This window comes from Bradyrhizobium sp. 25ACV, from assembly GCF_054863005.1.
Genome location: NZ_JAVAYO010000008.1, coordinates 357,468 through 380,207 on the forward strand (window position 1 = coordinate 357,468; position 22,740 = coordinate 380,207).

Annotated in this window: 21 protein-coding genes; 4 read left to right on the forward strand and 17 right to left on the reverse strand. The window is 64.3% G+C overall.

Going from position 1 to position 22,740, the window contains the following annotated elements:
- Positions 1 to 2: 2 nt before the first annotated feature.
- From RAD04_RS21135 to RAD04_RS21165, 7 genes are all read right to left on the reverse strand, one after another.
- Positions 3 to 764: an SDR family NAD(P)-dependent oxidoreductase gene (locus RAD04_RS21135; RefSeq protein WP_028142150.1), complete on the reverse strand. Its 762-nt coding sequence runs from the start codon at positions 762 to 764 to the stop codon at positions 3 to 5.
- Positions 765 to 791: 27 nt separating this feature from the next.
- Positions 792 to 2,675: a feruloyl-CoA synthase gene (locus RAD04_RS21140; RefSeq protein WP_461625287.1), complete on the reverse strand. Its 1,884-nt coding sequence runs from the start codon at positions 2,673 to 2,675 to the stop codon at positions 792 to 794.
- Positions 2,672 to 3,481 (reverse strand): crotonase/enoyl-CoA hydratase family protein, encoded by an 810-nt coding sequence (locus RAD04_RS21145; RefSeq protein ID WP_028142148.1) that lies wholly within the window; start codon positions 3,479 to 3,481, stop codon positions 2,672 to 2,674. The genes RAD04_RS21140 and RAD04_RS21145 overlap by 4 nt, the downstream gene beginning before the upstream one ends.
- A 263-nt stretch (positions 3,482 to 3,744) precedes the next feature.
- The gene (locus tag RAD04_RS21150; protein ID WP_461625288.1) at positions 3,745 to 4,206 is read right to left on the reverse strand and encodes a DUF3237 domain-containing protein; all 462 of its coding nucleotides are present in this window, start codon (positions 4,204 to 4,206) and stop codon (positions 3,745 to 3,747) included.
- A gap of 11 nt (positions 4,207 to 4,217) precedes the next feature.
- Entirely contained in the window at positions 4,218 to 5,537 is a 1,320-nt protein-coding gene (locus RAD04_RS21155) for a TRAP transporter large permease (RefSeq protein WP_461625289.1), read from the reverse strand.
- Positions 5,538 to 5,539: 2 nt separating this feature from the next.
- Positions 5,540 to 6,049: a TRAP transporter small permease gene (locus RAD04_RS21160; protein ID WP_018321429.1), complete on the reverse strand. Its 510-nt coding sequence runs from the start codon at positions 6,047 to 6,049 to the stop codon at positions 5,540 to 5,542.
- Positions 6,050 to 6,227: 178 nt separating this feature from the next.
- Positions 6,228 to 7,244, reverse strand: coding sequence for a TRAP transporter substrate-binding protein (locus RAD04_RS21165; RefSeq protein WP_461615838.1), 1,017 nt, complete (start codon positions 7,242 to 7,244; stop codon positions 6,228 to 6,230).
- Between the two features lie 263 nt (positions 7,245 to 7,507).
- On the opposite strand from RAD04_RS21165, the gene pobA reads away from it, so the two are divergent.
- Together pobA and RAD04_RS21175 are read left to right on the forward strand one after the other, a co-directional pair.
- Positions 7,508 to 8,677 (forward strand): 4-hydroxybenzoate 3-monooxygenase, encoded by a 1,170-nt coding sequence (gene pobA, locus RAD04_RS21170; protein WP_461625290.1) that lies wholly within the window; start codon positions 7,508 to 7,510, stop codon positions 8,675 to 8,677.
- Positions 8,678 to 8,909: 232 nt separating this feature from the next.
- Positions 8,910 to 9,329, forward strand: a complete 420-nt coding sequence (locus tag RAD04_RS21175) for a PaaI family thioesterase (protein ID WP_461625291.1) — start codon at positions 8,910 to 8,912, stop codon at positions 9,327 to 9,329.
- A gap of 126 nt (positions 9,330 to 9,455) precedes the next feature.
- Here RAD04_RS21175 and RAD04_RS21180 read toward each other — a convergent pair whose 3' ends face one another.
- Positions 9,456 to 10,340 (reverse strand): LysR family transcriptional regulator, encoded by an 885-nt coding sequence (locus RAD04_RS21180; protein WP_461625292.1) that lies wholly within the window; start codon positions 10,338 to 10,340, stop codon positions 9,456 to 9,458.
- Between the two features lie 118 nt (positions 10,341 to 10,458).
- On the opposite strand from RAD04_RS21180, the gene RAD04_RS21185 reads away from it, so the two are divergent.
- Positions 10,459 to 11,079 carry a pyridoxamine 5'-phosphate oxidase family protein gene (locus RAD04_RS21185; RefSeq protein ID WP_461625293.1) on the forward strand — a complete coding sequence of 207 codons (621 nt, stop codon included), beginning with the start codon at positions 10,459 to 10,461 and terminating at the stop codon, positions 11,077 to 11,079.
- Positions 11,080 to 11,215: 136 nt separating this feature from the next.
- Here RAD04_RS21185 and RAD04_RS21190 read toward each other — a convergent pair whose 3' ends face one another.
- Genes RAD04_RS21190 through RAD04_RS21200 form a run of 3 tightly spaced genes read right to left on the reverse strand, consistent with a single transcriptional unit; the run spans position 11,216 to position 14,761 of the window.
- Entirely contained in the window at positions 11,216 to 11,947 is a 732-nt protein-coding gene (locus RAD04_RS21190) for an ABC transporter ATP-binding protein (RefSeq protein WP_461625294.1), read from the reverse strand.
- The gene (locus RAD04_RS21195) at positions 11,944 to 13,713 is read right to left on the reverse strand and encodes a branched-chain amino acid ABC transporter ATP-binding protein/permease (RefSeq protein ID WP_461625295.1); all 1,770 of its coding nucleotides are present in this window, start codon (positions 13,711 to 13,713) and stop codon (positions 11,944 to 11,946) included. Before RAD04_RS21195 ends, RAD04_RS21190 begins: the two co-directional genes overlap by 4 nt.
- Positions 13,714 to 13,720: 7 nt before the next feature.
- Complete coding sequence (locus RAD04_RS21200) at positions 13,721 to 14,761, reverse strand: branched-chain amino acid ABC transporter permease (RefSeq protein WP_461615829.1); 1,041 nt, start codon at positions 14,759 to 14,761, stop codon at positions 13,721 to 13,723.
- 176 nt (positions 14,762 to 14,937) lie between these two features.
- Between RAD04_RS21200 and RAD04_RS21205 the strand changes: the two genes are divergently transcribed.
- Positions 14,938 to 15,474: a MarR family winged helix-turn-helix transcriptional regulator gene (locus RAD04_RS21205; RefSeq protein ID WP_104465638.1), complete on the forward strand. Its 537-nt coding sequence runs from the start codon at positions 14,938 to 14,940 to the stop codon at positions 15,472 to 15,474.
- A 120-nt stretch (positions 15,475 to 15,594) separates the two neighbouring features.
- Here the strand turns inward: RAD04_RS21205 and RAD04_RS21210 are convergent, their stop codons facing one another.
- The 6 genes from RAD04_RS21210 to RAD04_RS21235 form a co-directional block, all read right to left on the reverse strand.
- Positions 15,595 to 16,878 (reverse strand): glycerate kinase type-2 family protein, encoded by a 1,284-nt coding sequence (locus RAD04_RS21210; RefSeq protein ID WP_461625296.1) that lies wholly within the window; start codon positions 16,876 to 16,878, stop codon positions 15,595 to 15,597.
- A gap of 191 nt (positions 16,879 to 17,069) precedes the next feature.
- Complete coding sequence (locus tag RAD04_RS21215; RefSeq protein ID WP_461625297.1) at positions 17,070 to 18,299, reverse strand: ABC transporter substrate-binding protein; 1,230 nt, start codon at positions 18,297 to 18,299, stop codon at positions 17,070 to 17,072.
- Positions 18,300 to 18,537: 238 nt separating this feature from the next.
- Positions 18,538 to 19,764: an ABC transporter substrate-binding protein gene (locus RAD04_RS21220; RefSeq protein ID WP_461625298.1), complete on the reverse strand. Its 1,227-nt coding sequence runs from the start codon at positions 19,762 to 19,764 to the stop codon at positions 18,538 to 18,540.
- Between the two features lie 121 nt (positions 19,765 to 19,885).
- Complete coding sequence (locus tag RAD04_RS21225; protein ID WP_092254323.1) at positions 19,886 to 21,121, reverse strand: ABC transporter substrate-binding protein; 1,236 nt, start codon at positions 21,119 to 21,121, stop codon at positions 19,886 to 19,888.
- Between the two features lie 30 nt (positions 21,122 to 21,151).
- Positions 21,152 to 22,171 (reverse strand): branched-chain amino acid ABC transporter permease, encoded by a 1,020-nt coding sequence (locus RAD04_RS21230; protein WP_461625299.1) that lies wholly within the window; start codon positions 22,169 to 22,171, stop codon positions 21,152 to 21,154.
- A gap of 2 nt (positions 22,172 to 22,173) precedes the next feature.
- Positions 22,174 to 22,740 (reverse strand): branched-chain amino acid ABC transporter permease (locus tag RAD04_RS21235; protein WP_461625300.1); only part of this gene is annotated, 567 nt, incomplete at its 5' end.

The window sequence follows — 22,740 nt, forward strand, 5'->3', positions numbered from 1 at the left end:
CCTTATTTCGGTGCCATGCGCAGCGAGCCGTCGAGGCGCACCACTTCGCCGTTCAGGTAGGAGTTCTCGACCATGTGCAGGGCGAGCGCGGCGAACTCGTCGGCATGGCCGAGCCGGCGCGGGAAGGGGATCGCGGCGGCGAGCGAGTCCTGGGCTTCCTGCGGCAGGTTGGCGAGCAGAGGCGTCAGGAACAGGCCGGGCGCGATGGTCAGCACGCGGACGCCGAACTGCGCCAGTTCGCGCGCGATCGGCAGCGTCATGCCGACGATGCCGCCCTTGGAAGCCGAATAGGCCGATTGTCCGATCTGACCGTCATAAGCGGCAACGGAGGCCGTGTTGATGATGACGCCGCGCTCGCCGGTCGCCTGCGGCTCCAGCTTGGACATCTCGGTCGCGGCCAGGCGCAGCATGTTGAAGGTGCCGATCAGATTGACCTTGATCACCTTGTCGAAATCGGCGAGCGCCATCGGGCCGTCGCGGCCGACGACGCGCTTGGCAACGCCGATGCCGGCGCAATTGACCAGCACGCGCGGCGCGCCAAGAGCCTTGGTCGCCTGCGCGATCGCAGCTTCAGCGGAAGCGGCATCGGAGACGTCGCAGGTGATGGCCACACCCTTGATCTCGGCGGCGACGGTTTCCGCGAGCTTGGCATTGAGATCGCACACCGCGACCTTGGCGCCCTGCGCCGCGAGTTTTCGCGCGGTTGCAGCGCCCAGTCCCGATGCGCCGCCGGTGACGATGGCTGCCTGATCTTTCAACAACATGGCGTTCTCCTGTAGCTTAGGTCCGGGTTAGCCGACCGATATCACACGGTCCGACGGATTGGCAGCATAGAGCTCCTCGATCAATTCGGCGCGATGCTCGAGCACGGCGCGCTGGTTGATCGAGCCCTTGTCGGTGACCTCGCCCTTGTCGATCGAGAGCGGCGCGTCCATCAGGATCGCGCGCGTGATCCGGGTCGAGGAACCCGTGGCCTGGCTGAGGAAATGGGTCAGGCGCTCGCGAAACGCCTCGCGCACCAGCCGGTCGCGTGTCGCGACGACGAGATCGTCGGTCGGCAGCGTCGGGTTGATCAGCCGGCAGCCGTCGAGGTCGAGCACGACCAGCGCCGAGACCTCGTCGCGGTTGATGCCGGCAATGACAACGTCGCGCACCAGCGGGGCGCAGGCCGCCGTGAGGCGCGCGCGCAGCGGGCCGACGCTGACCCAGGTGCCGCTGGCGAGCTTGAAGTCTTCGCCGACGCGGCCGTCGAAATCGAAGCCTGCGTTGAGATCGTCGGGATCGGCGGGCTTGAGCGCATCACCCAACTTGTAAAATCCTTCCTCGTCGAAGGATTTCGCGCTGATGTCGGGCTGGCGCCAGTAGCCGGGCATGACGTTCGGCCCCTTGGCGCGCACTTCCAGCTTGCCGTTGTTCGGCACCAGTTTTGCGTCGTTGCCCGAAACAGGCAGACCGACATGGCCGGAGCGGCTGGTGCGCGGATTGACCGACATGAAGAACGGCGCGGTCTCGGTCGCACCGAGCCCGGTCAGCATCGGAACCCGATAACCTTTTTCCTTCACCGCGAGCTCGTCGAGGCTGTCCCAGATGAAGGGCGACAGCGCCGCGCCCGAGAAGAACATCGCGTGCAGCCGGTCGAAGAACTTTGCGCGCAGGCCCTGGTCGTCGCGCAAATAGGGCAGCAGCGATTCATAGCCCTTGGGCACGTTGAAATAGACCGTCGGCGAGATCTCCTGGAGATTGCGCACGGTCTCCTCGATGCCGCCGGGCATCGGCTTGCCGGCGTCCAGATACATCGAGCCGCCATTGTAGAGCGTCAGCCCGATATTGTGGTTGCCGCCAAAGGTGTGATTCCAGGGCAGCCAGTCGATGATGACGGGCGGCTCGTCTTTCAGGAAGGCGAGCGTCTCGCGCAGCATGACCTGGTTGGCGCAGATCATGCGCTGGGTGTTGATGACGGCCTTGGGGTTGCCGGTCGAGCCCGAGGTCAGCAGGAATTTCGCGATCGTGTCGGGACCGATCTTGCCGTGGACCTCGTCGAGATCGCTGCGGATCGGCGTTGCCATGAGGTCGGCGAGCGTGGTGACGTCGCGGCCCGGCACCTGTCCGTAGGACGCGGCGATCTCGGTGCCAAGCGAGACGTTGGCGACGAGCGCATCGGCGAACTTGTCGGCATCCTCGGCGAAGACGAGGCCGGGCGTCAGCAGCTTCATCAGGTAAGAAAGCTTGCCGTAGTCCTTCGACACCAGCGAATAGGCCGGCGACACCGGGCAGAACGGAATGCCGGCATAGAACGCGCCGAACGCCAGCAATGCGTGATCGATCGAATTGCCGGAGAGGATGACGACCGGCCGCTCTGCCGACAGGCCGCGCGCAATCAGGCCGGACGCAATGTGACGGCTCGCGACGAGCAGCTCGGCGTAAGTGATCTTGCGCCAGCCGCGGCCGCCTTCGCGCTCGGCCATGAAGACACGGTCCGGCGTGGTGCTGGCCCAGTGATGCAGGCGGTCGGTGAGGCGAACCGGATAATCGCCGAGCGGCTGCTTCGGCCTGAGGTAGATCGTGCCGTCGTCGCGGCGTTCGATGTCGACCACGGGGTCGCCGAATGAAATGGGCCGCAGCGGGAAAGTGCTCGCGCCGCGCTCCATGCTGGAAGAGGACGGCTGCGCGCTCATGACTTGGGCTTTACCTTTGCGGTCTTGTGTTCGAGGAATTCGCGGATCCTGCGCTTTGCCTCTTTGTCGCTCTGCGCGACGGTCGCCATCAGCGATTCCATCAGCAGGCCGGTCTGCGGATTGGCCTCCGCGATCATCGGCAGCGCCTGGAGCACTGCGAAGTTCGTCAGCGGCGCGTTGGAGGCCACCTTGGTCGCAAGCTCCATCGCCTTCCCGAGCCCGTTGCCGGCCTCCGTGACATATTGCGCGAAGCCGTAGGAGGCGCCTTCGGTGGCGCTGTAGACGCGACCCGTCAGCATCATGTCCATCATCCGGGCGACGCCGATCAATCGCGGCAGCCGCACCGAGCCGCCGCCGCCGACGAAGATGCCGCGCTGTCCTTCCGGCAGTGCGAAATAGGTCGAGGGCTCGGCGACGCGGATATGCGCCGAGCAGGCAAGCTCCAGCCCGCCGCCGATCACGGCGCCCTTCAGGGCTGCGATCACGGGGACGCGGCTGTACTGGATGCGGTCGAACACCCGGTGCCACATCTGGGAATGGAGCAGGCCGCCGGTCGCGTCATGCTCGGTCAACTCTGAGAGATCGAGACCGCTGGAGAAATGATCGCCGATGCCGTGGATGACGACCGCGCCGATATCCTCAGGCAGGGAGGCAAAACACTCGCCGATTTCCAGGATGATGCCGTCGTTGAGCGCATTGCGCTTGGCCGGCCGGTTCAGACCCACGGTCAGAACCCGGTCCGCCCGCTCGATCCTCAATAGCCCGGAGGCACCCGCGTCAGCGGTCTCGGCGTTTCCCTGTGTCATTTGCGTCCTTGTCAGAATAGTTATGTTGTATAACGAATTTCGGGGGAGTCAAGGTGGGGCTGAGTTCTGGAGTTCCGGAACGCCGGTCAGGGGGTAAAATCCTTCCCCAAATTCGATGTCGTCCCTGCGAAGGGACCCATAACCCCGGGGAGGAGCTTGGCGAAGACCGTCGTTCCGTACTTCGACCGCCCGCAACCGATAGATCGCGCGGTATGGGTCCCTGCGCCACGTGCTCAATTGCGCACTAGGCAGGGACGACGGCGCTACATCACCTGATGCACGTCGATCACGACGCGATCGGCGTGGCGTGCGGCTGAGCCCACGAAGATGTGCTCCATCAGCCAGCGATACTTTTCGTGCCCGGTCTCGAATTTCGGCACGGTGCGGAAATAGATCAGCTTGGGATCGACCGGCTCGCCGCGCTTGAGCTTCTGCAGCAGCTCGACCGGTCCGAAACGCATGCCCTTGTTCTCGACATAGACAATGGCGCCATCGTCGGTCTCGAAGGCGTATTTCGCCTCCAGGTCGATCAGCTCGTTGGGTCGGATGGTCTGGAAGTCGGCGCCGAACGGCAGCACCTTGCCTGATATCGCGCCCGTGACCTCACCGCCGATGATCGGGATGATGCGGCGGACACCGATGCCGGTCTGGCCTGCGGTGACGACGTCGCCGATGCGCGCGGTGATGGTGAAGACGTACTTCGTCTCGAGCGTCGGTGTGGTCATGCTTCACCCTGTCAATGCGCCATCATCCGCGTCGGCAGCCAGGTCGCCAGCAGCGGGAAGGCGATCAGGATCACGAGGCGGATCAGGTCCGTGACCACGAACGGAATCACGCCCTTGAAGATCGTGGAGAAGGAGACGTCCTTCACCACGCTCTTGATGACGAAGACGTTCATCCCGACCGGCGGGTGGATCAGGCCGAGCTCGACGGTCATGACGATGATGACGCCGAACCAGATCGGGTCGAAGCCGAGATGCGTGATGACGGGGAAGATGATCGGCACCGTGAGGATGATCATCGCCATGGCATCCATCAGGCAGCCGAGCACGAGATACATCACCATGATCAGCGCCAGCACGCCGTAGCTGCCGAGACCGAGGCCGGTGAGGAATTCGGTCACTTTCTGCGGCGTCTGCGTCACCGTGAGGAAGTAGCCGAAGATCAGCGCGCCGATCAGCACGGTGAACACCGCCGCGGCGGTGCGCGTGGCCTGGAGCAGCGAGGCCAAAATCTTCTCGCGGTCAAGCCGACCCGTGACGACGCCGATGATGAACGCGCCAGCCGCCCCCACGCCGCCGGCTTCCGTCGGGGTGAAGCGCGGCAGATAGGGCAGGCCGTAGAGGCCGCCGATTACGAACACGAACAGCAGCACCGGCGCCCAGATCTCCTTCAGGCCGGCAAAGCGCTCGCGCCACGGCGTTACCTTGCCCTTGGGCAGGAAGTCGGGGCGGAAATAACCGATCAGGAAGATCGTGATCATGTACATGCTCATCGCCAGCAGGCCCGGGATGATGCCGGCGATGAAGAGCTTTCCGATGTCCTGCTCGGTGATGATGCCGTAGACCGCGAGCACGGTGGAGGGCGGCAGCATCGCGCCGAGCGTGCCGCCGGCCGCGATCACGCCGGTGGCAAACGATTGCGGATAGCCGAAGCGGCGCATCTCCGGGTAAGCGACGGCGGAGAAGGTCGCGGCGGTCGCAACCGAAGAGCCGCAGATCGCGGCAAAGCCGCCGCAGGCGCCGACGGTGGCGATGCCGAGACCGCCGCGCAAATGTCCGACGAACCCGTTGGCGGCGCGGAAAAGCTCGCGGCTCATGCCGGAGTTGCTGACGAACGAGCCCATCAGCAGGAACATCGGGATGACGCCGAAGGTGTAGTCGGTCACCGTACGCATCGAGGTCTGACCGACCAGCTTCAGGGCCGCCGTCCCGTTGACGAGATAGGCGAAGCCGGAGACGCCGACGAGGCCCATCGCCATGCCGACGGGCACGCGCAGCAGCATCAGGACAAACAGGGAGACGAAGCCGATTACGGCGACGGCATCGGTGCTCATGATTACTCCGTCGCCTTCAATTTGGGATCGTGCATGTCTTCGGGGTGGAAGATCAGGCGGTAGGTGCGGATCGCGATCAGCAGCACGGCGCAGACGTCACCGACCCAGGCGATCGCGAAGAACGGCCATGTCGGCATGTGCATGTCGAAGGTCAGGACATTGTCGTTGTAGGTGCCGCGCACCTTGTCGAACAGCGTCCAGGTCTGCACCGTCACGACGAACAGCAGCACCAGGGTTGCGAACACGTCGATCCAGCGTTGATGGCGCGGTCCGACATTGCCCCAGACGAGGTCGACCGTGATGTGGGTGCCGCGATAGGAGGTCGCGGCGATGCCCCAGAAGATGAGGATGCCGAGCAGCATGCGGCCGATGTCGAAGGAATCGGGGATCGAATAATTCAGTGTGTTGCGCAGCAGCACCGACAGGAAGATGTCGAGCGCGACGATGCCGACGAAGCCGGCCGCGATCCATTCGATCGTGTCGATGATGCGGTCCATCCAGGAGCGCTTCATGGGGTGGTCCTGTTCAAGATGAGTGCGTTGCATCCACGACGTGCGGGGGACGGGGGTGTCTCCACAGAGAGACTCCCCAAGGAGAGAGAGCCCTCACCCGGCGCGCGGGACGATGCTTCGCATCGCCCGGACGCGCCGACCTCTCCCGCAAGCGGGAGAGGTCGAGCGAGTGTGGGCCTCACTCCGCCAGCGCGTTGTATTTCTTTAGCGAGGCCTTGAGGTCCGCGAGCGCGGCGTCCGGATCGGCTCCGGCCTTCTTGGCGCCCTCGGACCAGGTCTTCACCAGCGGCTCGGCGGCCTTCTTCCAGGCGGCGGTCTGCTCGGGCGTCAGCTTGTAGACCTCGTGGCCGGATTCCGCCTTCACCTTGTCGATGCCCGCATCCTCGAACTTGCCCCAGTGCTCGCCGACCACGCCCGCCATTTCGACCGAGCAGTTCTTGTCGATCGCGGCCTTCTGCTTGTCGGACATCGCGTTGTACTTGTCCTTGTTGATCACGAACACGAAGGTGGTGGTGTAGAGCGGCGCCTCCATGTCGTATTTGGTCACCTTGTCGATGCCGAACAGCACCAGCGACCCCCAGGGGAAGGTGACGCCGTCGGCGACGCCGCGCTCGATGATGTCGCGGACCTCAGGCGCCGAGGACTGCACATTGGTGCCGCCGAGCGACGTCACGAAGTTCGCCATGGTGGCGTGCGCCGGGCGGATTTTCATGCCCTTCACGTCTTCGGGCAGCACGATCTTCTTGGTCTTGGAATGGAAGGAGGAGGGTGAGTGGACGAAGGCGAGGCAGTATTTGACGTCCTTCATCTCCTTCTCGGCATATTTGCGATACCAGGCGTCCAGCCCCATCGAGCCGCCCTTGGCGTCCGAGATCAGGAACGGCAGTTCGCCGGCGCCGACGATCGGGAAGCGGCCGGGCTGGTAGCCGGGATTGACGTAGGTGACGTCGGCGATGCCGTCGCGCGCCATGTCGTAATGGTCGAACGCCTTGCCGAGCTGCTGGGCGGGAAACACCTTGCCCTTGATGGTGCCGCCGGAATCCTTCTCGACCGCGGCAGCCCAGTCTTCCAGCGACTTCTGCAGCGGATGCGAAGCCGGCACCCAGTGCGAGATCTTCAAATCGAAGGTCTTGTCCTGCGCGAAGGCAGGCGTCACGCTTGCGGCCAGCAGCAACGCCAGACAGGCTTTCCTCATCACACGTCTCTCCCTGTTTTCGACGGCGGGCTTCGATGGCCCGGTCTCGTTAATTAACATGTTATCTAATCGGCCGGCGCGTTCAAGCCGGAACTGGCGCGCACTTCGCCGCGCCGTCTGCGTCAGCCATGCTGCATGGATTTGTCGCTGCCCGGCGACGGCCCTCCCCTTTTGCCCAACCGTTATATGATATAATTATCGTGCGCGGAGCAACGCGACAAGCGAGCCGCGCGCAAAGCCTACAGGATCGTAAGGAGCAAGTATTGCGGACAAAAGTCGCAATCATCGGGGCCGGGCCGGCCGGATTGTTGCTTGGGCAACTGCTGCACGCATACGGCATCGACAATGTCATTCTGGAGCGGCAGAGCCCGGATTACGTGCTCGGTCGCATCCGCGCCGGTTTGCTGGAGGAGGGAACCGTCGCGCTGCTCGACCAGATCGGCGCCGGCGCGCGGGCGCATGCCGAAGGCCTGGTGCATGAAGGCATCGAGCTCGCCTTTTCCGGCCGCCGTCACCGCATTGACATGAAGGCGGCGACCGGCAAGACGGTCATGATCTACGGCCAGACCGAGGTCACGCTCGACCTCATGAACGCGCGGAAGGCCGCCGGTCTCATCTCGGTCTACGAGGCCAGGGACGTGCAGCCGCATGATTTCGACGGCAGTCACCCGCGCGTAACCTGGGTCAAGGACGGCGTCACCCACGAGATCGATTGCGATTTCATCGCCGGCTGCGATGGTTTTCACGGCGTCAGCCGCGCCAGCGTCCCGGCCGGGGCGATCGAGGAGTTCGAACGGGTCTATCCATTCGGCTGGCTTGGCATCCTCTCGGAGACGCCGCCGGTCAGCCACGAGCTGATCTACTCCAACCACGCCCGCGGCTTTGCGCTTTGCACCATGCGCTCGACCAGACGCAGCCGCTACTATGTGCAGTGTTCGCTCGACGACCATGTCGACCAATGGCCGGACGAACGCTTCTGGGACGAATTGAAGCGCCGGCTCGACCAGGAGGCGGCCGACAGCCTCGTCACGGGCCCCTCGATCGAGAAGAGCATTGCGCCCCTGCGCAGCTTCGTCGCCGAGCCGATGCGCTTCGGCAAGCTGTTCCTGTGCGGCGATGCCGCCCACATCGTGCCGCCGACCGGCGCCAAGGGACTGAACCTCGCTGCCAGCGACGCGCACTACCTGTCGAGCGCGCTGCGCGAATTCTACCACGAGAAATCCAGCGCCGGCATCGACGCCTATTCCACGACGGCGCTGGCGCGGGTCTGGAAGGCGGTGCGCTTCTCCTGGTGGATGACCTCGATGCTGCACAAATTCCCCGACACCGGCACCATCGGCGCGCGCATTCAGCTCGCCGAACTCGACTACGTCACGCAGTCGCAGGCCGCGATGACGTCGCTGTCGGAGAATTATGTCGGACTGCCGTTTTAGGACGGGGCCGACGGTGCCGTAGGGTGGGCAAAGGCGCCCTTGCGCCGTGCCCACCACCTTCCCATAATTGCGAAAGCGCGTGGGCACGCTTCGCTTTGCCCACCCTACGGCTCGGTCATTGTGGGCCACCCGCGTTTCAAACACGCGAGCAAATCCCGTTTAAAACTTTGTAATTGATGCAACCGTCATCGCCATCGCGTTCAATACTATGACTCAGCAACGCGAGACAACCATGACCGCCACCGACATTCCCGCCGGCTTCGAGCCGCTCTTTCGCAAGAGCCCTCTCACCGAACCCTGGGAGCCGCTTTACTCCAAGAACACCGACAAGGCCGTCATCATCGGCCTCCGGCTGGCCAGACCCCACACCAACGGCCGCGGGCTGATCCATGGCGGCCTCATCGCGGCGCTCGCCGACAATGCCATGGGCTATAGTTGTGCGCTGGCGACCAACTGGACCACGTCGTTCGTGACGGTCTCGCTTTCGGTCGATTTTGCCGGCTCCGCCGAGATCGGCCAGTGGTGTTCGATCGAGAGCGACGTGATCAAGACCGGCAAGACGATCTGCTTTGCGCAGTGCCTTGTGAAGGCCGACGATGCCGTGATCGCGCGGGCGAGCGGCACGTTTCGGGTGGTGCCGAAGAAGGGGTGATCTCTCCGTGTCCCGGACGCGCTGCAGCGTGCAACGCTGCTGCGCAGAGCCGGGACCCATGTCTCGACATGGCACCCTGCCGCGTCCCGGCTCTGCGCCGCTCCGCGGCGCGTCCGGGACACGTATCTACCCAAACCTCCACTCCGCCGTCTCCACCACGAGATCGACGAATGCGCGCACCTTGGCCGAGAGCAGGCGCGAGGTCGGGTAGATGATGTGGATCGGCAGCGCCGGCTGCTCGTACTTCGCCAGCACGATTTTCAGCCGTCCGCGCTTCAGCCCCTCGGCGGCCTGATAGGCCAGCACGCGCGTCACCCCGCCGCCGGCCTCGGCGTATTGCAGGGCGGCGTCGGCGCTGTTGCTGATGAAGCGGGGCGACGGCGTGACCTCGATGTCGCGGCCGTCGTGCACGAAGTGCCAGCTGGCGGACGGGCCGAACTGAATGGTCTGGTGTTCGAGCAACGCGTCTGGCGTCTTCGGCTCGCCGTGGCGCTTCAGATAGCCCGGCGTCGCCACCACGATCCGCCGCATCTCGCCGACTTGCCGCGCCACCAGCGAGGAATCGGCGAGATGACCGATCCGCACCGCGACATCGACGGCGTCCTCCACGAGATTGACGAGATGGTCGGACAAGCGCAATTCTCCGCCGACCCCGGGATAGCGCTTGAGATAGTCGGTCATGACCGGCCCGACATGCAGCCGGCCGAAGCCGACCGGCGCCGAGACCACCAACCGTCCGCTCGGCCGGTTGCGCTCCTCCCGCGCGGAGCCGTCGGCCTCCTCGACATCGGCGAGGATGCGCCGCGCGCGCTCCAGATAGCGCGTACCGACGTCGGTCAATCTCACCTGCCGGGTGGTCCGCTGCAACAGTCGGGCGCCGAGATGCTCCTCCAGCGCCGCGATCAGCCGCGTTACCGCCGAGGGCGACAGGTGCAGCTTGCGCGCCGCCGGCGCGAAGCCGCTGAGATCGGCGACGGTGACGAAGGCGTGCATGGCTTCGAGGCGATCCATCTCATTATTGCATATCTCGCAATGATGAAGTGTCAAGCGGGTAGATTGTTTTAGTCGGTGAAAGGTCCATTTTGGCGGATGAAGACGCAGCGATGCGCCGGACTTAGGAGATGTTCCGATGACGACAGCAGCCCACACCTATGCCAGCGACGTGGCCTTCACCCCCGCGGTGAAGGCGATCCAGGCGCGCAAGGGGTCGCGCGAGGCTTATGGCCGCGTCGAGCAGCGCGGCTGGCGCACCGAGGTCGATGAAAACCTCGAGGCCTTCCTCACGGACGCCAACAGCTTCTACTTCGCCACCGCTTCGGCGGACGGCCAGCCCTATATCCAGCACCGCGGCGGCCCGAAGGGCTTCCTCAAGGTCCTGGACAAGCAGACACTGGCCTTCACCGACTATGCCGGCAACCAGCAATATCTGACGCAGGGCAACCTGTCGGAGAATCCAAAGGCCTACATCTTCGTGATGGACTACGCCCATCGCCGCCGCGTGAAGATCTGGGGCGAGGCGCGCGTGGTCGAGGACGACGAGGCGCTGACGACGTCGCTGATGCCGAAGGGTTACCGCGCCCGGCCGGAGCAGGTGATTATGTTCAAGATCGCGGCCTGGGACACCAACTGCCCGCAGCACATTCCGCAGAAGTTCGATGCAGGCGATGTGGCGGCCGCGCTGGCGGCGAGGGATGCGAGGATTGCGGAGCTGGAGGCGGAGGTCGCGACGCTGAAGGAGAAGGCGGGGTAGCTTCGTAACGCGCCGCTTGCTTACCCTCCCCTGGAGGGGGAGGGTCGATCGCGCGGAGCGCGAGCGGGGTGGGGTGATCTCTCAACACGGGCAATCTTCTACGCGGAGGGACCGTCACCCCACCCCGCTTCGCGCATCAGATCGCGCTCTCGCCTTCGTGCTGGAAGCCGAGATAGCTCGCCGCGACACGCTCGTTCGCCGCGATGTCGCTGGCCTTGCCCGAGAGCACGAACTCGCCGAGCTCCATCACATAGGCCTGGTCCGCGATCTTCAGCGCGGCCTGGGCATTCTGCTCGACCAGCAGCACCGAGACGCCGCTGGCGCGGAGCTCAGTGACGATGCGGAAGATGTCGGCGACGATGATCGGCGCGAGGCCGAGGCTCGGCTCGTCCAGCATCAGCAGTTTAGGCTCGCCCATGAGCGCGCGGCCCATCGCGAGCATCTGCTGCTCGCCGCCGGAGAGCGTGCCGGCGAACTGCTTGCGCCGCTCCTTCAGCCGGGGAAACAGCGTGTAGACGCGTTCCATCGAGGCTTTTGCCTTGCTGCGCTCGATGCGGAAGGCGCCCAATTCGAGATTGTCCTCGACATTCATGGTCACGAACAATTCACGGTGCTCCGGGACGAGGCCAAGCCCCATCGCGACGCGGTCCTCGATATCGAGCCGGGCGAGATCCTGGCCGGCAAAGGTGACGCGGCCCTTCAGCGGCAGGATGCCCATGATGGCGGAGAGCAGCGTGGTCTTGCCGGCGCCGTTGGCGCCGACGATGGTGACGATCTGGTTCGCGCCGACCTCGAGCGAGACCGAGCGTACCGCCTCGACCTTGCCATAGGCGACATGGGCGTCAGTGACGGACAACAGCGCGCTCATGCCGCCACTCCGAGATAGGCCTTGATCACTTCGGGATTGGTCTTGATCGTGGCGGGGGTGCCCTCGGCGATCTTGGTGCCGAAATCGAGCACCACGATGCGGTCGGCGAGGTTCATCACGAAGCCCATGTCGTGCTCGACCAGGAGGACGCTCATGCCGCCGTCGCGCAAGTCCCGCAGCAGCTTGGCGAGCTGCTGCTTCTCCATGTGGCGCAGGCCGGCGGCCGGTTCGTCGAGCAGCAGCAGCATCGGATCGACGCAGAGCGCGCGGGCGATCTCGACGATGCGCTGCTGGCCAAGCGAGAGGCTGCCTGCGAGCTGGTGCATCTGGTCGGCAAGGCCGACACGCTCGATCTGGCGGGCGGCCTCCGCCAGCAGTCTGGCTTCGTCGGCGCGGTCGAGCCGCAGCATCGAGGAGATCGGGCCGGAATGGCCGCGCAGATGCGCGCCGATCGCGACGTTCTCCAGCACGGTCATGTCAGGGACCAGCTTCACATGCTGGAAGGTCCTGCTGATGCCGAGCTTGACGATCTCCTGCGGCGGCGCCTTGTCGACCTTCTTGCCGAGCACCGAGACCGAGCCTGACGTGGCCGACAGCACGCCGGTGATCAGGTTGAAGGTCGTGCTCTTGCCGGCGCCGTTCGGGCCGATCAGCGCGACGATCTCGCGGGCCTGGACGTCGAAGGAGACGTTGTTGACCGCGACCACGCCGCCGAACTGTTTTCGCGCCTTGTCGACCTGGAGCAGGATGCTGCCCTCGCCGGGCGCGCGGGGACGCTGTTCCAGCTTGAGTGAGGTGTCCGGCTTCTTGCCACTGGTCCGCTCCGGCAGGAACGACATCAACCACGGCCAGAGGCCGCCGGGCGCGAGCTGCAACAGCGCCACCAGCATGATGCCGAACACGATGGTTTCGACCTGTCCGGAGCCGGGCAGGATCAGCGGCAGATAGCTCTGCAGCACCTCTTTCAGCACTACGACGATCGCCGCGCCCAAAACGCCGCCCCAGACATAGCCGGCGCCGCCGACCACCGCGATGAAGAGATATTCGATGCCGGCTTGTGCGCCGAACGGCGTCGGGTTCACCGCGCGCTGGAGATGCGCGTAGAGCCAGCCTGACAGGCCGGCGAGCACCGCGGCATGGATGAACACCAGCAATTTGGCGCGCGGGGTGTGCACGCCGAACGCCTCGGCGGCAACATGGCCGCGGCGGAGCGCGCGGATGGCGCGGCCGGTGCGGGAATCCAAGAGGTTCATCGTCAGCAGCGCCGAGAGGATCACGGCGACCCAGATCGCGTAATAGATCGAGCCGGGCGAGAGCATCTTGAACGTGCCGATCGACAGCGGCGGGATCGCCGAGATGCCGTCGTTACGGCCGAGAAACTCCAGCTTGCTGAAGAGATAGAACAGCCCGAGTCCCCAGGCGAGCGTGCCGAGCGGCAGATAATGGCCGGAGAGGCGGACGGTGATCAGCCCGAGCAGCACCGCCAGTGATCCGCTGACCAATAGCGACAGCGGCAGCGTCAGCCAGGGCGACAGGCCGTAGGCCGTCGACAGCACCGCGGTGGTGTAGGCGCCGAAGCCGACGAAGGCTGCCTGTCCGAACGAGGTCAGGCCGCCGACGCCGGTCAGCAGCACGAGGCCCATCGCGACGAGGGCCGCGAGGCCGATATTGTCGAGCAGCACGATCCAGAACGGAGGCATGCCGGGGACGAACGGGATCACGGCCATGACGGCTGCGAAGACGATGATGGGAAGGCGGCTCTGCATTTCAGCCTCAGTCCTTCTCTTCTTCGACGGCGGGCGCGGCGAGCGAGCGCAGCAGCAACACGGGGATCAGCAGCATGAAAACGATCACCTCCTTGTAGTTGGAGGCATAGAAGGACGAGAACGCCTCGACGAGGCCGACGACCAGCGCCGCGGCGGCGGTGAGGGGGTAGCTGACGAGGCCGCCGATGATCGCGGCGACGAAGCCCTTCAGCCCGATCAGGAAGCCGCTGTCATAGTAGAGCGTCGTGATCGGCACGATCATGATGCCCGACAGCGCGCCGATGACGGATGCCAGCAGAAAGGCGATCTGCCCCGACAGCGTGGTGCGGATGCCGACGAGCCGCGCCCCTAGCCGGTTCACGGCGGTCGCGCGCAGCGCCTTGCCGTAGAGGGTCAGGCCGAAGAACAGCCAGAGGGCGACGATGAAGGCGATGGTGATGCCGTAGACGGTAAGGCTCTGGCCGGTGAAGCGCAGCGAGCCCGCGGTGAACGCGCCGGACAGCACGGCAGGTCCACGCTGGCCTTCGGCGCCGAAAAACAGCAGGCCGAGGCCCTGCAGTGCCAGATGGACGCCCACGGATGCGATCAGCAGCACCAGCACGGAGGTGTGTGCCAGCGGCTGGAATGCCACGCGGTAGAGATACAGGCCGATCATCGCCACGATCACCAGCGACAGTGCGATCGAGACCGCGACCGGCGGCTTCTGCGCGGCGAAGTAAACCGTCAGCGCCAGCACGATGGCCGGCAGCACGATATTGGTGAGGAGGCTACGCACGATCAGGCGGCCGTGCAGCGCCTTGCGCGCGACGAACAGGTCGAAGGCGAAGGCGCCGATGCCGAGCGCCAGCGCGAGCTTGGCCGTGCCCGGCATCTGGCCTGCGGCCAGCGATGCGTAGGTCAGCGCGCCGTAGGTGACGAATTCGCCCTGGGGAATGAGGATGACGCGGGTGACGGCGAACACCAGCACCAGCGCCAGGCCGAGCAGCGCATAGATCGCGCCATTGGTGATGCCGTCCTGCACCAGGAACAGCATGATGGTGGTATTCAAGACCGGACGCTCCCCCTTAAGATTACGGACCGGTCCCCTCGATCGCGGTGGACGGTCCGCTCACAGCCATTGAAAAACGCATGCGATATTTGATATGGTCCATAACAATTATCAAATATAACATCAAGGGCGGGAACGATCCCTCCCGAATTTAGCGGGATTACGAGCACGAGGCGATGACCGTTTCCAAAGCCGCTGAAAAGTCCTCCGAAAAGCCTGCCGACACGGCCAAGGGCCGCAAGGACGCGGCCGAGGTGCAAGGCCAGGGGGCTGCTGGCGAAGCGCTCCAGCTCGGCGAACTCTCGGAACAGCTCGGCTATGTGCTGAAGCGGGCGCAGCTCAAGGTGTTCGAGAACTTCCTGCGCTGCATGGCCTCGCTCCAGCTCACGCCGGCGCAGTTCTCCGTGCTGCTGCTGGTCGAGAAGAATCCCGGCCGTAACCAGACCGAGATCGCCTCCACCCTCGGCATCCTCAGGCCGAACTTCGTGGCCATGCTCGACAATCTCGAGAGCCGCGACCTTTGCGCGCGGATCCGCTCCACCAACGACCGCCGCTCGCACATCCTGGTGCTGACCGACAAGGGCAAGGCGGTGCTGGCCCGCGCCAAGAAGCTGGTCGCCACCAAGCATGAAGCCCGGCTCAACGAGCTGCTCGGGCAGGCCAACCGCGAAGCCCTGATCGCGATGCTCGCGAAGGTCGCGAGCGAGTTCTGAGGCGGCGCTCCACGTCCGCGTCATGCCCAGGCTTGGCCCGGGTGTCCACGTTTTTGGGCAGCGGGGGAAGGCGTGGATGGCCGGGTCAAGCCCGGCCATGACGGGGGAGAAATCTCAGCCTCAATCCACCAAAATCACCCTGATGTCGTTCACGTTGGTCAGCGTCGGGCCCGGCAGCAGCAGGTCGCCGGTCGCCTCGAAGAACGTCGTGGCGTCGTTGTTGTCCAGGTACGCTTGCGGCTGAAGCCCCTCTGCCTTCATCTTTGCGAACGTCGTCGCGTCGATCAGGGCGCCGGCGGGGTCGGTGGGGTTGCCGGCGCCGCCGTCGGCGCCGTCGGTGTCGCCGGCCAGCGCCGAGATGTCAGGCGTGTCCTTGAGCAGAGCGGCGAGCGCCAACGCGTATTCCTGGTTCGGCCCGCCACGTCCATTGCCGCGCACCGTGACGGTGAGCTCGCCGCCGGAGAGGATCGCGAGGCGCTTGCCTTGCGCGCGCGCTTGCAGCGCCAGCCCGGCGTGAGCGGCGGCGACCTCGCGCGCCTCGCCTTCGAGATCGGCGCCGAGGTCGATGGTCTCGTAACCGGATTCGCGCGCGAGCTTCACCGCGGCGTCGAGCGACTGCTTGGGCCGCGCGATCAATTCGAAATGCGCGCGCGCGAAGGCGGCATCGCCAGGCTTGCAGCTTTCGTTGGCGGGATCGTCGAGCGCGCGGCGGACGGCATCGTCGATGTCGAGCTTGTATTTCGCGACGATGGCGCGCGCATCGGCCAGCGTGGTCGGATCAGGCACGGTCGGGCCGGAGGCGATCGCGGAAGGATCGTCATGCGGCACGTCGGAGATCGCGAGCGTCACGATCTCGGCGGCATTCTTGCCGGCGCGTGCGAGACGGCCGCCCTTGATCCGCGACAGGTGTTTGCGCACGACGTTCATCTCGCCGATCGGCGCGCCCGAGCGCAGCAGCGCCTTGTTGACCGCCTGCTTCTGCGCGAAGCTGATACCGTCGCTGGGCGCGATCCAGTTCGCCGAGCCGCCGCCGGTGAGCAGCACGAGGAGCAGATCGTCCGGCCCGGCCTCGCCTGCGAGCGCGAGCGTGTCGGCCGCGCCCTTGAGGCCAGCCTCATCCGGCACGGGGTGCCCGGCCTCGACCACGCTGATGCGGCGCGTCGGCACGCCGTAGCCGTGACGCGTGGTGGCGATGCCGACGAGCCGTTCCGGCGCCAGCTTGAGCGTGTCGAGGTAATGCCGTTCGGTTGCCGCGGCCATGGCGCCCGCGCCCTTGCCGGCGGCGAGGCAGATCACGCGTCCTTTCGGCGCGGGCCCCAAATGTGGCGCCAGCACCACATTGGGATGGGCGGCGGCAACGGCGGCGTCGTAGAGCGCGCGGAGCAGGGGACGGCGGTCGGTCATGACGATGGCCTTCGGCAGACGGAAGAGACTGGCGGCATACGCCGCCGTTCCTCCTGCCTACCGCATCGGACGCCAAAGCGTAAGCACGCTTTACCATCATTCGATTGTGCAATCGCGTGATCAGAATCGGCGGGCAAGCAAAAGCCCCCTGCGATGGTCTCGCAGGGGGCTTTCATCGTCGTGTCCTTCGGCTAGCCGCCGACGTCGGCGCTGATCACGTCGCCGAACAGCTCCCACTTCTCGCCCTTGAACTTCTCGAGCCGGAGCTGGCTGATGGGTGCAAAGTCGGTCGGCGAGGTGTTGATCTGGATGCCCGGCAGCAGCACTTCGGTGCGGTAGTTCTTGAGGCTGGCGGCCTGCTTCATGACGTTCGCGCGGGTGAGATCGTCGCCGCACTGCTTCAGCACCTGGACGAGGGTCTGCGCCACGCCGTAGCCGACGATCGTGCCATGGTCGAGCTTGTCGCCCTCCGGGAAGTACTTGGTCATGAAGGCCAGGAAGTCCTTCATGCCGGGGTCGTTGTTCCACTCGGGATCGGAGACGTCCTTGAGATAGTCGGCGGAAATGATGTCCTGCGAATTCTCGAAGCCGGCGGGCTTGAGCACGCTGCCGACCGAGGCCGAGACGTTGTTGAGGAAGTGCAGCGGCTTCCAGCCGATCTCGGCGTTCTTCTTGATCGCCTGCGCCGCGAATTTCGGCGTCGTGATGTTCATGAAGACGTCGGCGCCGGTCGACTTCAGCTTGACGATGTGATTGTCGATGGTCGGCTCGGAGGTCTCGTAGCTCTCCTCCATGACGATCATCGAAGCGGCCTTGGCCCCGAGGCCGTCCTTCAGGCCTTTCAGGTAATCCTTGCCGTAATCGTCGTTCTGGAAGAGCACGGCGATCTTGGCGTCCGGCTTGTTCTTCAAGAGCCACTTCGCGTAGATCTGCGTTTCGCTCTGGTAGTTGGGTTGCCAGCCCATAGTCCAAGGGAAGTCCTTCGGATCGTTCCACTTGGTGGCGCCGGTGGCGACGAACAGCTGCGGCACCTTTTTGGAGTTCATGTATTTGTGAATCGCCGAGTTCGGCGGCGTGCCGAGCGAGTTGAAGATGAACAGCACCTCGTCGCTCTCGACCAGCTTACGCGCCTGCTCGACGGTCTTCGGCGGCGAATAGCCATCGTCGTAGGAGATGAAGTTGATCTTGCGGCCGTTGATGCCGCCCTCGTCGTTGATCTTCTTGAAATAGGCGGCTTCGGTCCGCCCGATGATGCCGTAGGCGGAGGCCGGTCCGCTGTAGGGCATGATGTTGCCGATCTTGATCTCGGTATCGGTCGCGCCGGTATCGTATTTCTTCTGGGCCGACGCAGTGGAGGCCGAGGCCGCAATGAGCGCAAGCGCCAGTGATGCGGCTGCAAGTTTGCCGGTGACAGCGGGCATTCCTATCTCCCTATTTTCTTGGTGTGTGTGCGCCCCTTTTCTTGTCTCGATTTTCTTGGCGACGCTGCCGCAATTCAATACGATTTGGCTGATGCCTTCAACAGAAAGCCCCCGGACGGCGTCGCGGGGGCTGCGTCTTTAGTAGTCAGGGACGGCCGGCTCTCGTGTGCGACTGCGAGAAGGTCCGGCTGTCTTGAGTTGTTTAACCAACCCGGGAGCGATTTTGGGTTGCGACGCTTCAGTGGCCCATCTCGCTGGAGATGATCTCGCCGAACAGCTCCCATTTCCGGCCCTTGAAACGCATCATCTGCAACTGCTCGATCGGGGCGAAATTGTCCGGCGCGGTGTTGATCCTGATGCCGGGCAGCAGCGTGTCGGGCTCGAAATCCTTCAAGGAGGCGGCCTGCCTCATGACGTTCTCGCGGGTGAGGTCGTCGCCGCACATCTGCAGCACTTTGACCATGGTCTGCGCGGCGGCATAGCCGAACACGACGCCGGCATCGAGCTTGTTGGCCTTGGGATCATATTGCGCGAGGAAGTTATAGAATTTCTTCATGCCGTCGTCGGCATTCCACTGCGGATCGGAGCCGTCCTTGGTGTAGCTCGCCGACAGCAGGCCTTGCGAGACCTCCAGTCCCGCCGGCTCGATCACACCGCCGACGGAGGCCGAGACGTTGGAGACGATGTGGACCGGATGCCAGTTGATCTCCGCCGCCTTCTTGATCGCCTGCGCGGCGAATTTCGGCGTGGTGATGCTGATGAACACGTCGGCGCCCGAGGCCTTCAGCTTCACGACGTGCTCGTCGATGGCGGGCTCCGACGTGTCGTAGGCCTCTTCCAGCACGATCATCGACGCCTTGGGCCCGAGGCCATCCTTTAGCCCCTTCAGATAGTCCTTGCCGAAATCGTCGTTCTGGTAGAGCACGCCGATCTTTCCGTCCGGCTTCTCCTTCATGATGTACTTGGCGTAGATCCGCGCCTCGCTCGCGTAGCTCGGCTGCCAGCCCATGGTCCAGGGGTACTGCTTGGGATCGTTCCACTTCGAGGCGCCGCTCGCCACGAACAGTTGCGGCACCTTCTTCTCGTTCATGTATTTGCGGATGGCGCCGTTGGTGGAGGTGCCGAGCGAGCCGAAGATCAGCAGCACTCCGTCGCTCTCGACCAGCTTGCGCGCCTGCTCCACCGTCTTCGGCGGCGAATAGGCGTCGTCATAGGAGATGAACTTAATCTTGCGCCCGTTGATACCGCCCTCGGCGTTGACCTTGCGGAAATAAGCTTCCTCGGCCTTGCCGATCGCGGCGTAGGCCGAGGCCGGGCCGCTGTAGGGCATGATGTTGCCTATTCTGATCTCGGTATCGGATGCGCCGCTGTCGTACTTCTTCTGCGCCAGTGCCGGGCTGCTCATCGCAGTGCACAAAGCGAGCGCGGTCCAGAGGGCCGCAACCTGAAAACGAACGGCGGACATTGTTCTCCTGCCCCGAGTTGGATCGGCGCCGCATTGAACAAGATTGGCGCCTGCCGTCAACAAAAAGCCCCCGCGATCGCTCGCGGGGGCTTCTCGAGGGTCGGACTATTGCGTCAGCGTGTCACTCGGAAGCGACGTCGCCGCTAATGATCTCGCCGAACAGTTCCCACTTTTCACCCTTGAAGCGCTGCATCTGCAGCTGCGCAATCGGGGCGAAGTCGGTAGCGCTGGTGTTGATCTTGACGCCGGGCAGGAGCGTATCCGGCGCAAAATCCTTCAGCGAAGCCGCCTGCTTCATGAGATTGGCGCGGGTGAGATCGTCACCGCACATCTCCAGGACCTTGGCCAGGGTCGAGGCCGCGCCGTAGCCATAGACCATGCTGGTGTCGGACTTGTCGGCACCCGGCATGTACTTGTCGACGAACTCGTTCCACTTCTTCATGCCGGGGTCGTTGGCCCACTGCGGATCAGTGGAGTCCTTGGCATAGGCCGCCGACAGCACGCCTTGTGCATTCTCGAAGCCGGCGGGCTTCATCACGCTGCCGACCGAGATCGAGACGTTGGTGAGGATCTGGAGCGGCTTCCAGCTGAGCTCGGCCGTCTTCTTGATGGTCTGCGCCGCGAATTTGGGCGTCGCATAGATCAGCAGCACGTCGGGATTGGCGGCCTTGATCTTGACGATATGGCCGTCGATCGACGGCTCGGACACCTCATAGCTCTCTTCCATGATGATCATGGACGCGCCCTTGGCGCCGAGACCGTCCTTGGTGCCTTTGAGGTAGTCTTTGCCGAAATCGTCGTTCTGATAGAGGATCGCGACCTTGGCGTCGGGCTTCTCCTTCATCAGCCATTTCGCGTAGATCTGGGCTTCGCTCTGGTAGGAGGGCTGCCAGCCGATGGTCCAGGGGAAGTTCTTCGGATCGTTCCACTTGGTGGCGCCGGTGGCGACGAACAGCTGCGGGATCTTCTTGGCGTTGAGGTATTTCTGGATCGCGCTGTTCGAGGGCGTGCCGAGCGGATTGAACACGGCCAGCACCTCGTCGCTCTCGACCAGCTTGCGGACCTGCTCGACTGCCTTCGGCGGCGAATAGCCGTCGTCATAGGTGACGAAGTTGATCTTGCGGCCGTTGATGCCGCCCTTGTCGTTGATCATCTTGAAATAGGCTTCTTCGGTCTTGCCGATGATGCCATAGGCCGACGCCGGACCGCTGTACGGCATGATGTTGCCGATCTTGATCTCGGTATCGGACGCGCCGGTGTCGTATTTCTTTTGGGCCAGTGCAGCGCCGGAGGTGAGGGCAATGGCCGCCGTTGCCGTGACCAGCGCGGCGGCTCGCAGTGTTCTTCCAAAATACAATTCGATCTCCTTCTTTTAGTCCAACGGTATTCAGTTCTTCTTGAGTTTGCCGGCGAACTGCTGGCCCAGGATCGCGATCTGCCTGGCGCCGTGCGGCACGAGGTAGATGACGAGGAACAGCAGCACACCGAACACCGCGCCGGAGAGGCCCTTGGAGATGCTCTCCGCCATGTTCGGCACGAAGATGATGAAGGCCGCACCGACGAACGAGCCGGGCAGCCAGCCGACGCCGCCGACCACCATGCCCAGGAACAGCGAGATCGCGAGCGTGATGGTGTAGCTGTCGGGAGCCACGAACTGCACCGCGATGGCGCCGAGCGAGCCGGCAATGCCGGTGACGGCGGCGGAGACGCCGAACGCCAAGGTCTTGTAGAGTGCGACGTTGACACCCATCGAGGACGCCGCGATCTCGTTGTCGCGGATCGCCATGAAGGCGCGGCCTGACCTCGAGCGCAACAGGTTCACCGAGAGCATGTAGATCGCGATCGTGACGATGAGCGTGAAGTAGTACAGCCACATGTCCTGCGACATCGGCAGGCCGAACGGCGCATCCGGCTTGGTGACGACGAGGCCCTGCACACCGCCGGTCCAGTGTTCGAGGAAGTTCAGCTTCAGCAGTTGTGGCATCGCGGTCGCGAGTGCGAAGGTCGCGAGCGCGAGATAGACGCCCGACAGTCGCAGCGCCGGTTTGCCGAACAGGTACCCGAAGCCGAAGCAGACCACGGCGGAGATCGGAATGGTCAGCGCGTAGTTGATGTTGGCGTGCTCCATCAGCACCGCCGACGTATAGGCGCCGACGGCGTAGAACGCGCTCTGGCCGAGCGAGAACTGGCCGGAACCGCCGGTCAGGATGTTCAGCGCCAGCACGGCGAGCCCGTAGATCAGGAGCATCGTCATCTGGAAGATGACGAAGTTCTTGACGAACATCGGCACGATCAAGAGCGCCGCGAGCACCACCAGCGAGGTGCCGGTGCCCAGCGTCATGGCTCGCTTGGGAACGGCCTCGACCGCCTGGTGGCCTTCTGCAACGACTTCTTCTGCAGCGCTCATGATCAAACTCGCTTGACGATGTGCCGACCGAACAGGCCGGCGGGTTTGACGACCAGGACGGAGATGATCAGCGCGAGCGCGATCGGGAGTTTCAGCTCGTTACCGACGCCGGGGATGTAGGTGCCGGCGAGGTTCTCGAAGACACCGACCAGGAAGCCGCCGACCACGGCGCCGAACGGGCTGGTCAGTCCGCCGAGCACGGCCGCGGCAAATCCGTAGATCAGCACGCCGCCCATCATGTTGGGCTCGAGGAACACGACCGGTGCGATCAGCATGCCGGCGATCGAGCCGATCGCGGTCGCCATGCCCCAGCCGAGCGCGATCATCCAGGAGGTGTTGATGCCGACGAGGCGCGCTGATTCAGGCACCGAGGCGGCCGCGCGCATGGCAAGACCGATCCGCGTGTATTGGAAGAAGAAATAGAGGCCGAGCAGCAGTAGTATGGTGACGCCGATCATGCCGGCCTGGTGGGTCGAGATCAGCTGGCTGCCCAGGAACGGCGCGGAGCCGAACGGGGTCGGATATTGCTTGATGGTGAAGTCCCAGATCAGGCCCGCCGAGGAGTTGAT

Bases quoted from the DNA above. Each gene is read 5' to 3' on its own strand.
- RAD04_RS21135 (WP_028142150.1), bottom strand. From the start codon at position 764: ATGTTGTTGAAAGATCAGGCAGCCATCGTCACCGGCGGCGCATCGGGA.
- RAD04_RS21140 (WP_461625287.1), bottom strand. From the start codon at position 2,675: ATGAGCGCGCAGCCGTCCTCTTCCAGCATGGAGCGCGGCGCGAGCACT.
- RAD04_RS21145 (WP_028142148.1), bottom strand. From the start codon at position 3,481: ATGACACAGGGAAACGCCGAGACCGCTGACGCGGGTGCCTCCGGGCTA.
- RAD04_RS21150 (WP_461625288.1), bottom strand. From the start codon at position 4,206: ATGACCACACCGACGCTCGAGACGAAGTACGTCTTCACCATCACCGCG.
- RAD04_RS21155 (WP_461625289.1), bottom strand. From the start codon at position 5,537: ATGAGCACCGATGCCGTCGCCGTAATCGGCTTCGTCTCCCTGTTTGTC.
- RAD04_RS21160 (WP_018321429.1), bottom strand. From the start codon at position 6,049: ATGAAGCGCTCCTGGATGGACCGCATCATCGACACGATCGAATGGATC.
- RAD04_RS21165 (WP_461615838.1), bottom strand. From the start codon at position 7,244: ATGAGGAAAGCCTGTCTGGCGTTGCTGCTGGCCGCAAGCGTGACGCCT.
- RAD04_RS21175 (WP_461625291.1), top strand. From the start codon at position 8,910: ATGACCGCCACCGACATTCCCGCCGGCTTCGAGCCGCTCTTTCGCAAG.
- RAD04_RS21180 (WP_461625292.1), bottom strand. From the start codon at position 10,340: ATGGATCGCCTCGAAGCCATGCACGCCTTCGTCACCGTCGCCGATCTC.
- RAD04_RS21185 (WP_461625293.1), top strand. From the start codon at position 10,459: ATGACGACAGCAGCCCACACCTATGCCAGCGACGTGGCCTTCACCCCC.
- RAD04_RS21190 (WP_461625294.1), bottom strand. From the start codon at position 11,947: ATGAGCGCGCTGTTGTCCGTCACTGACGCCCATGTCGCCTATGGCAAG.
- RAD04_RS21195 (WP_461625295.1), bottom strand. From the start codon at position 13,713: ATGCAGAGCCGCCTTCCCATCATCGTCTTCGCAGCCGTCATGGCCGTG.
- RAD04_RS21205 (WP_104465638.1), top strand. From the start codon at position 14,938: ATGACCGTTTCCAAAGCCGCTGAAAAGTCCTCCGAAAAGCCTGCCGAC.
- RAD04_RS21210 (WP_461625296.1), bottom strand. From the start codon at position 16,878: ATGACCGACCGCCGTCCCCTGCTCCGCGCGCTCTACGACGCCGCCGTT.
- RAD04_RS21215 (WP_461625297.1), bottom strand. From the start codon at position 18,299: ATGCCCGCTGTCACCGGCAAACTTGCAGCCGCATCACTGGCGCTTGCG.
- RAD04_RS21220 (WP_461625298.1), bottom strand. From the start codon at position 19,764: ATGTCCGCCGTTCGTTTTCAGGTTGCGGCCCTCTGGACCGCGCTCGCT.
- RAD04_RS21230 (WP_461625299.1), bottom strand. From the start codon at position 22,171: ATGAGCGCTGCAGAAGAAGTCGTTGCAGAAGGCCACCAGGCGGTCGAG.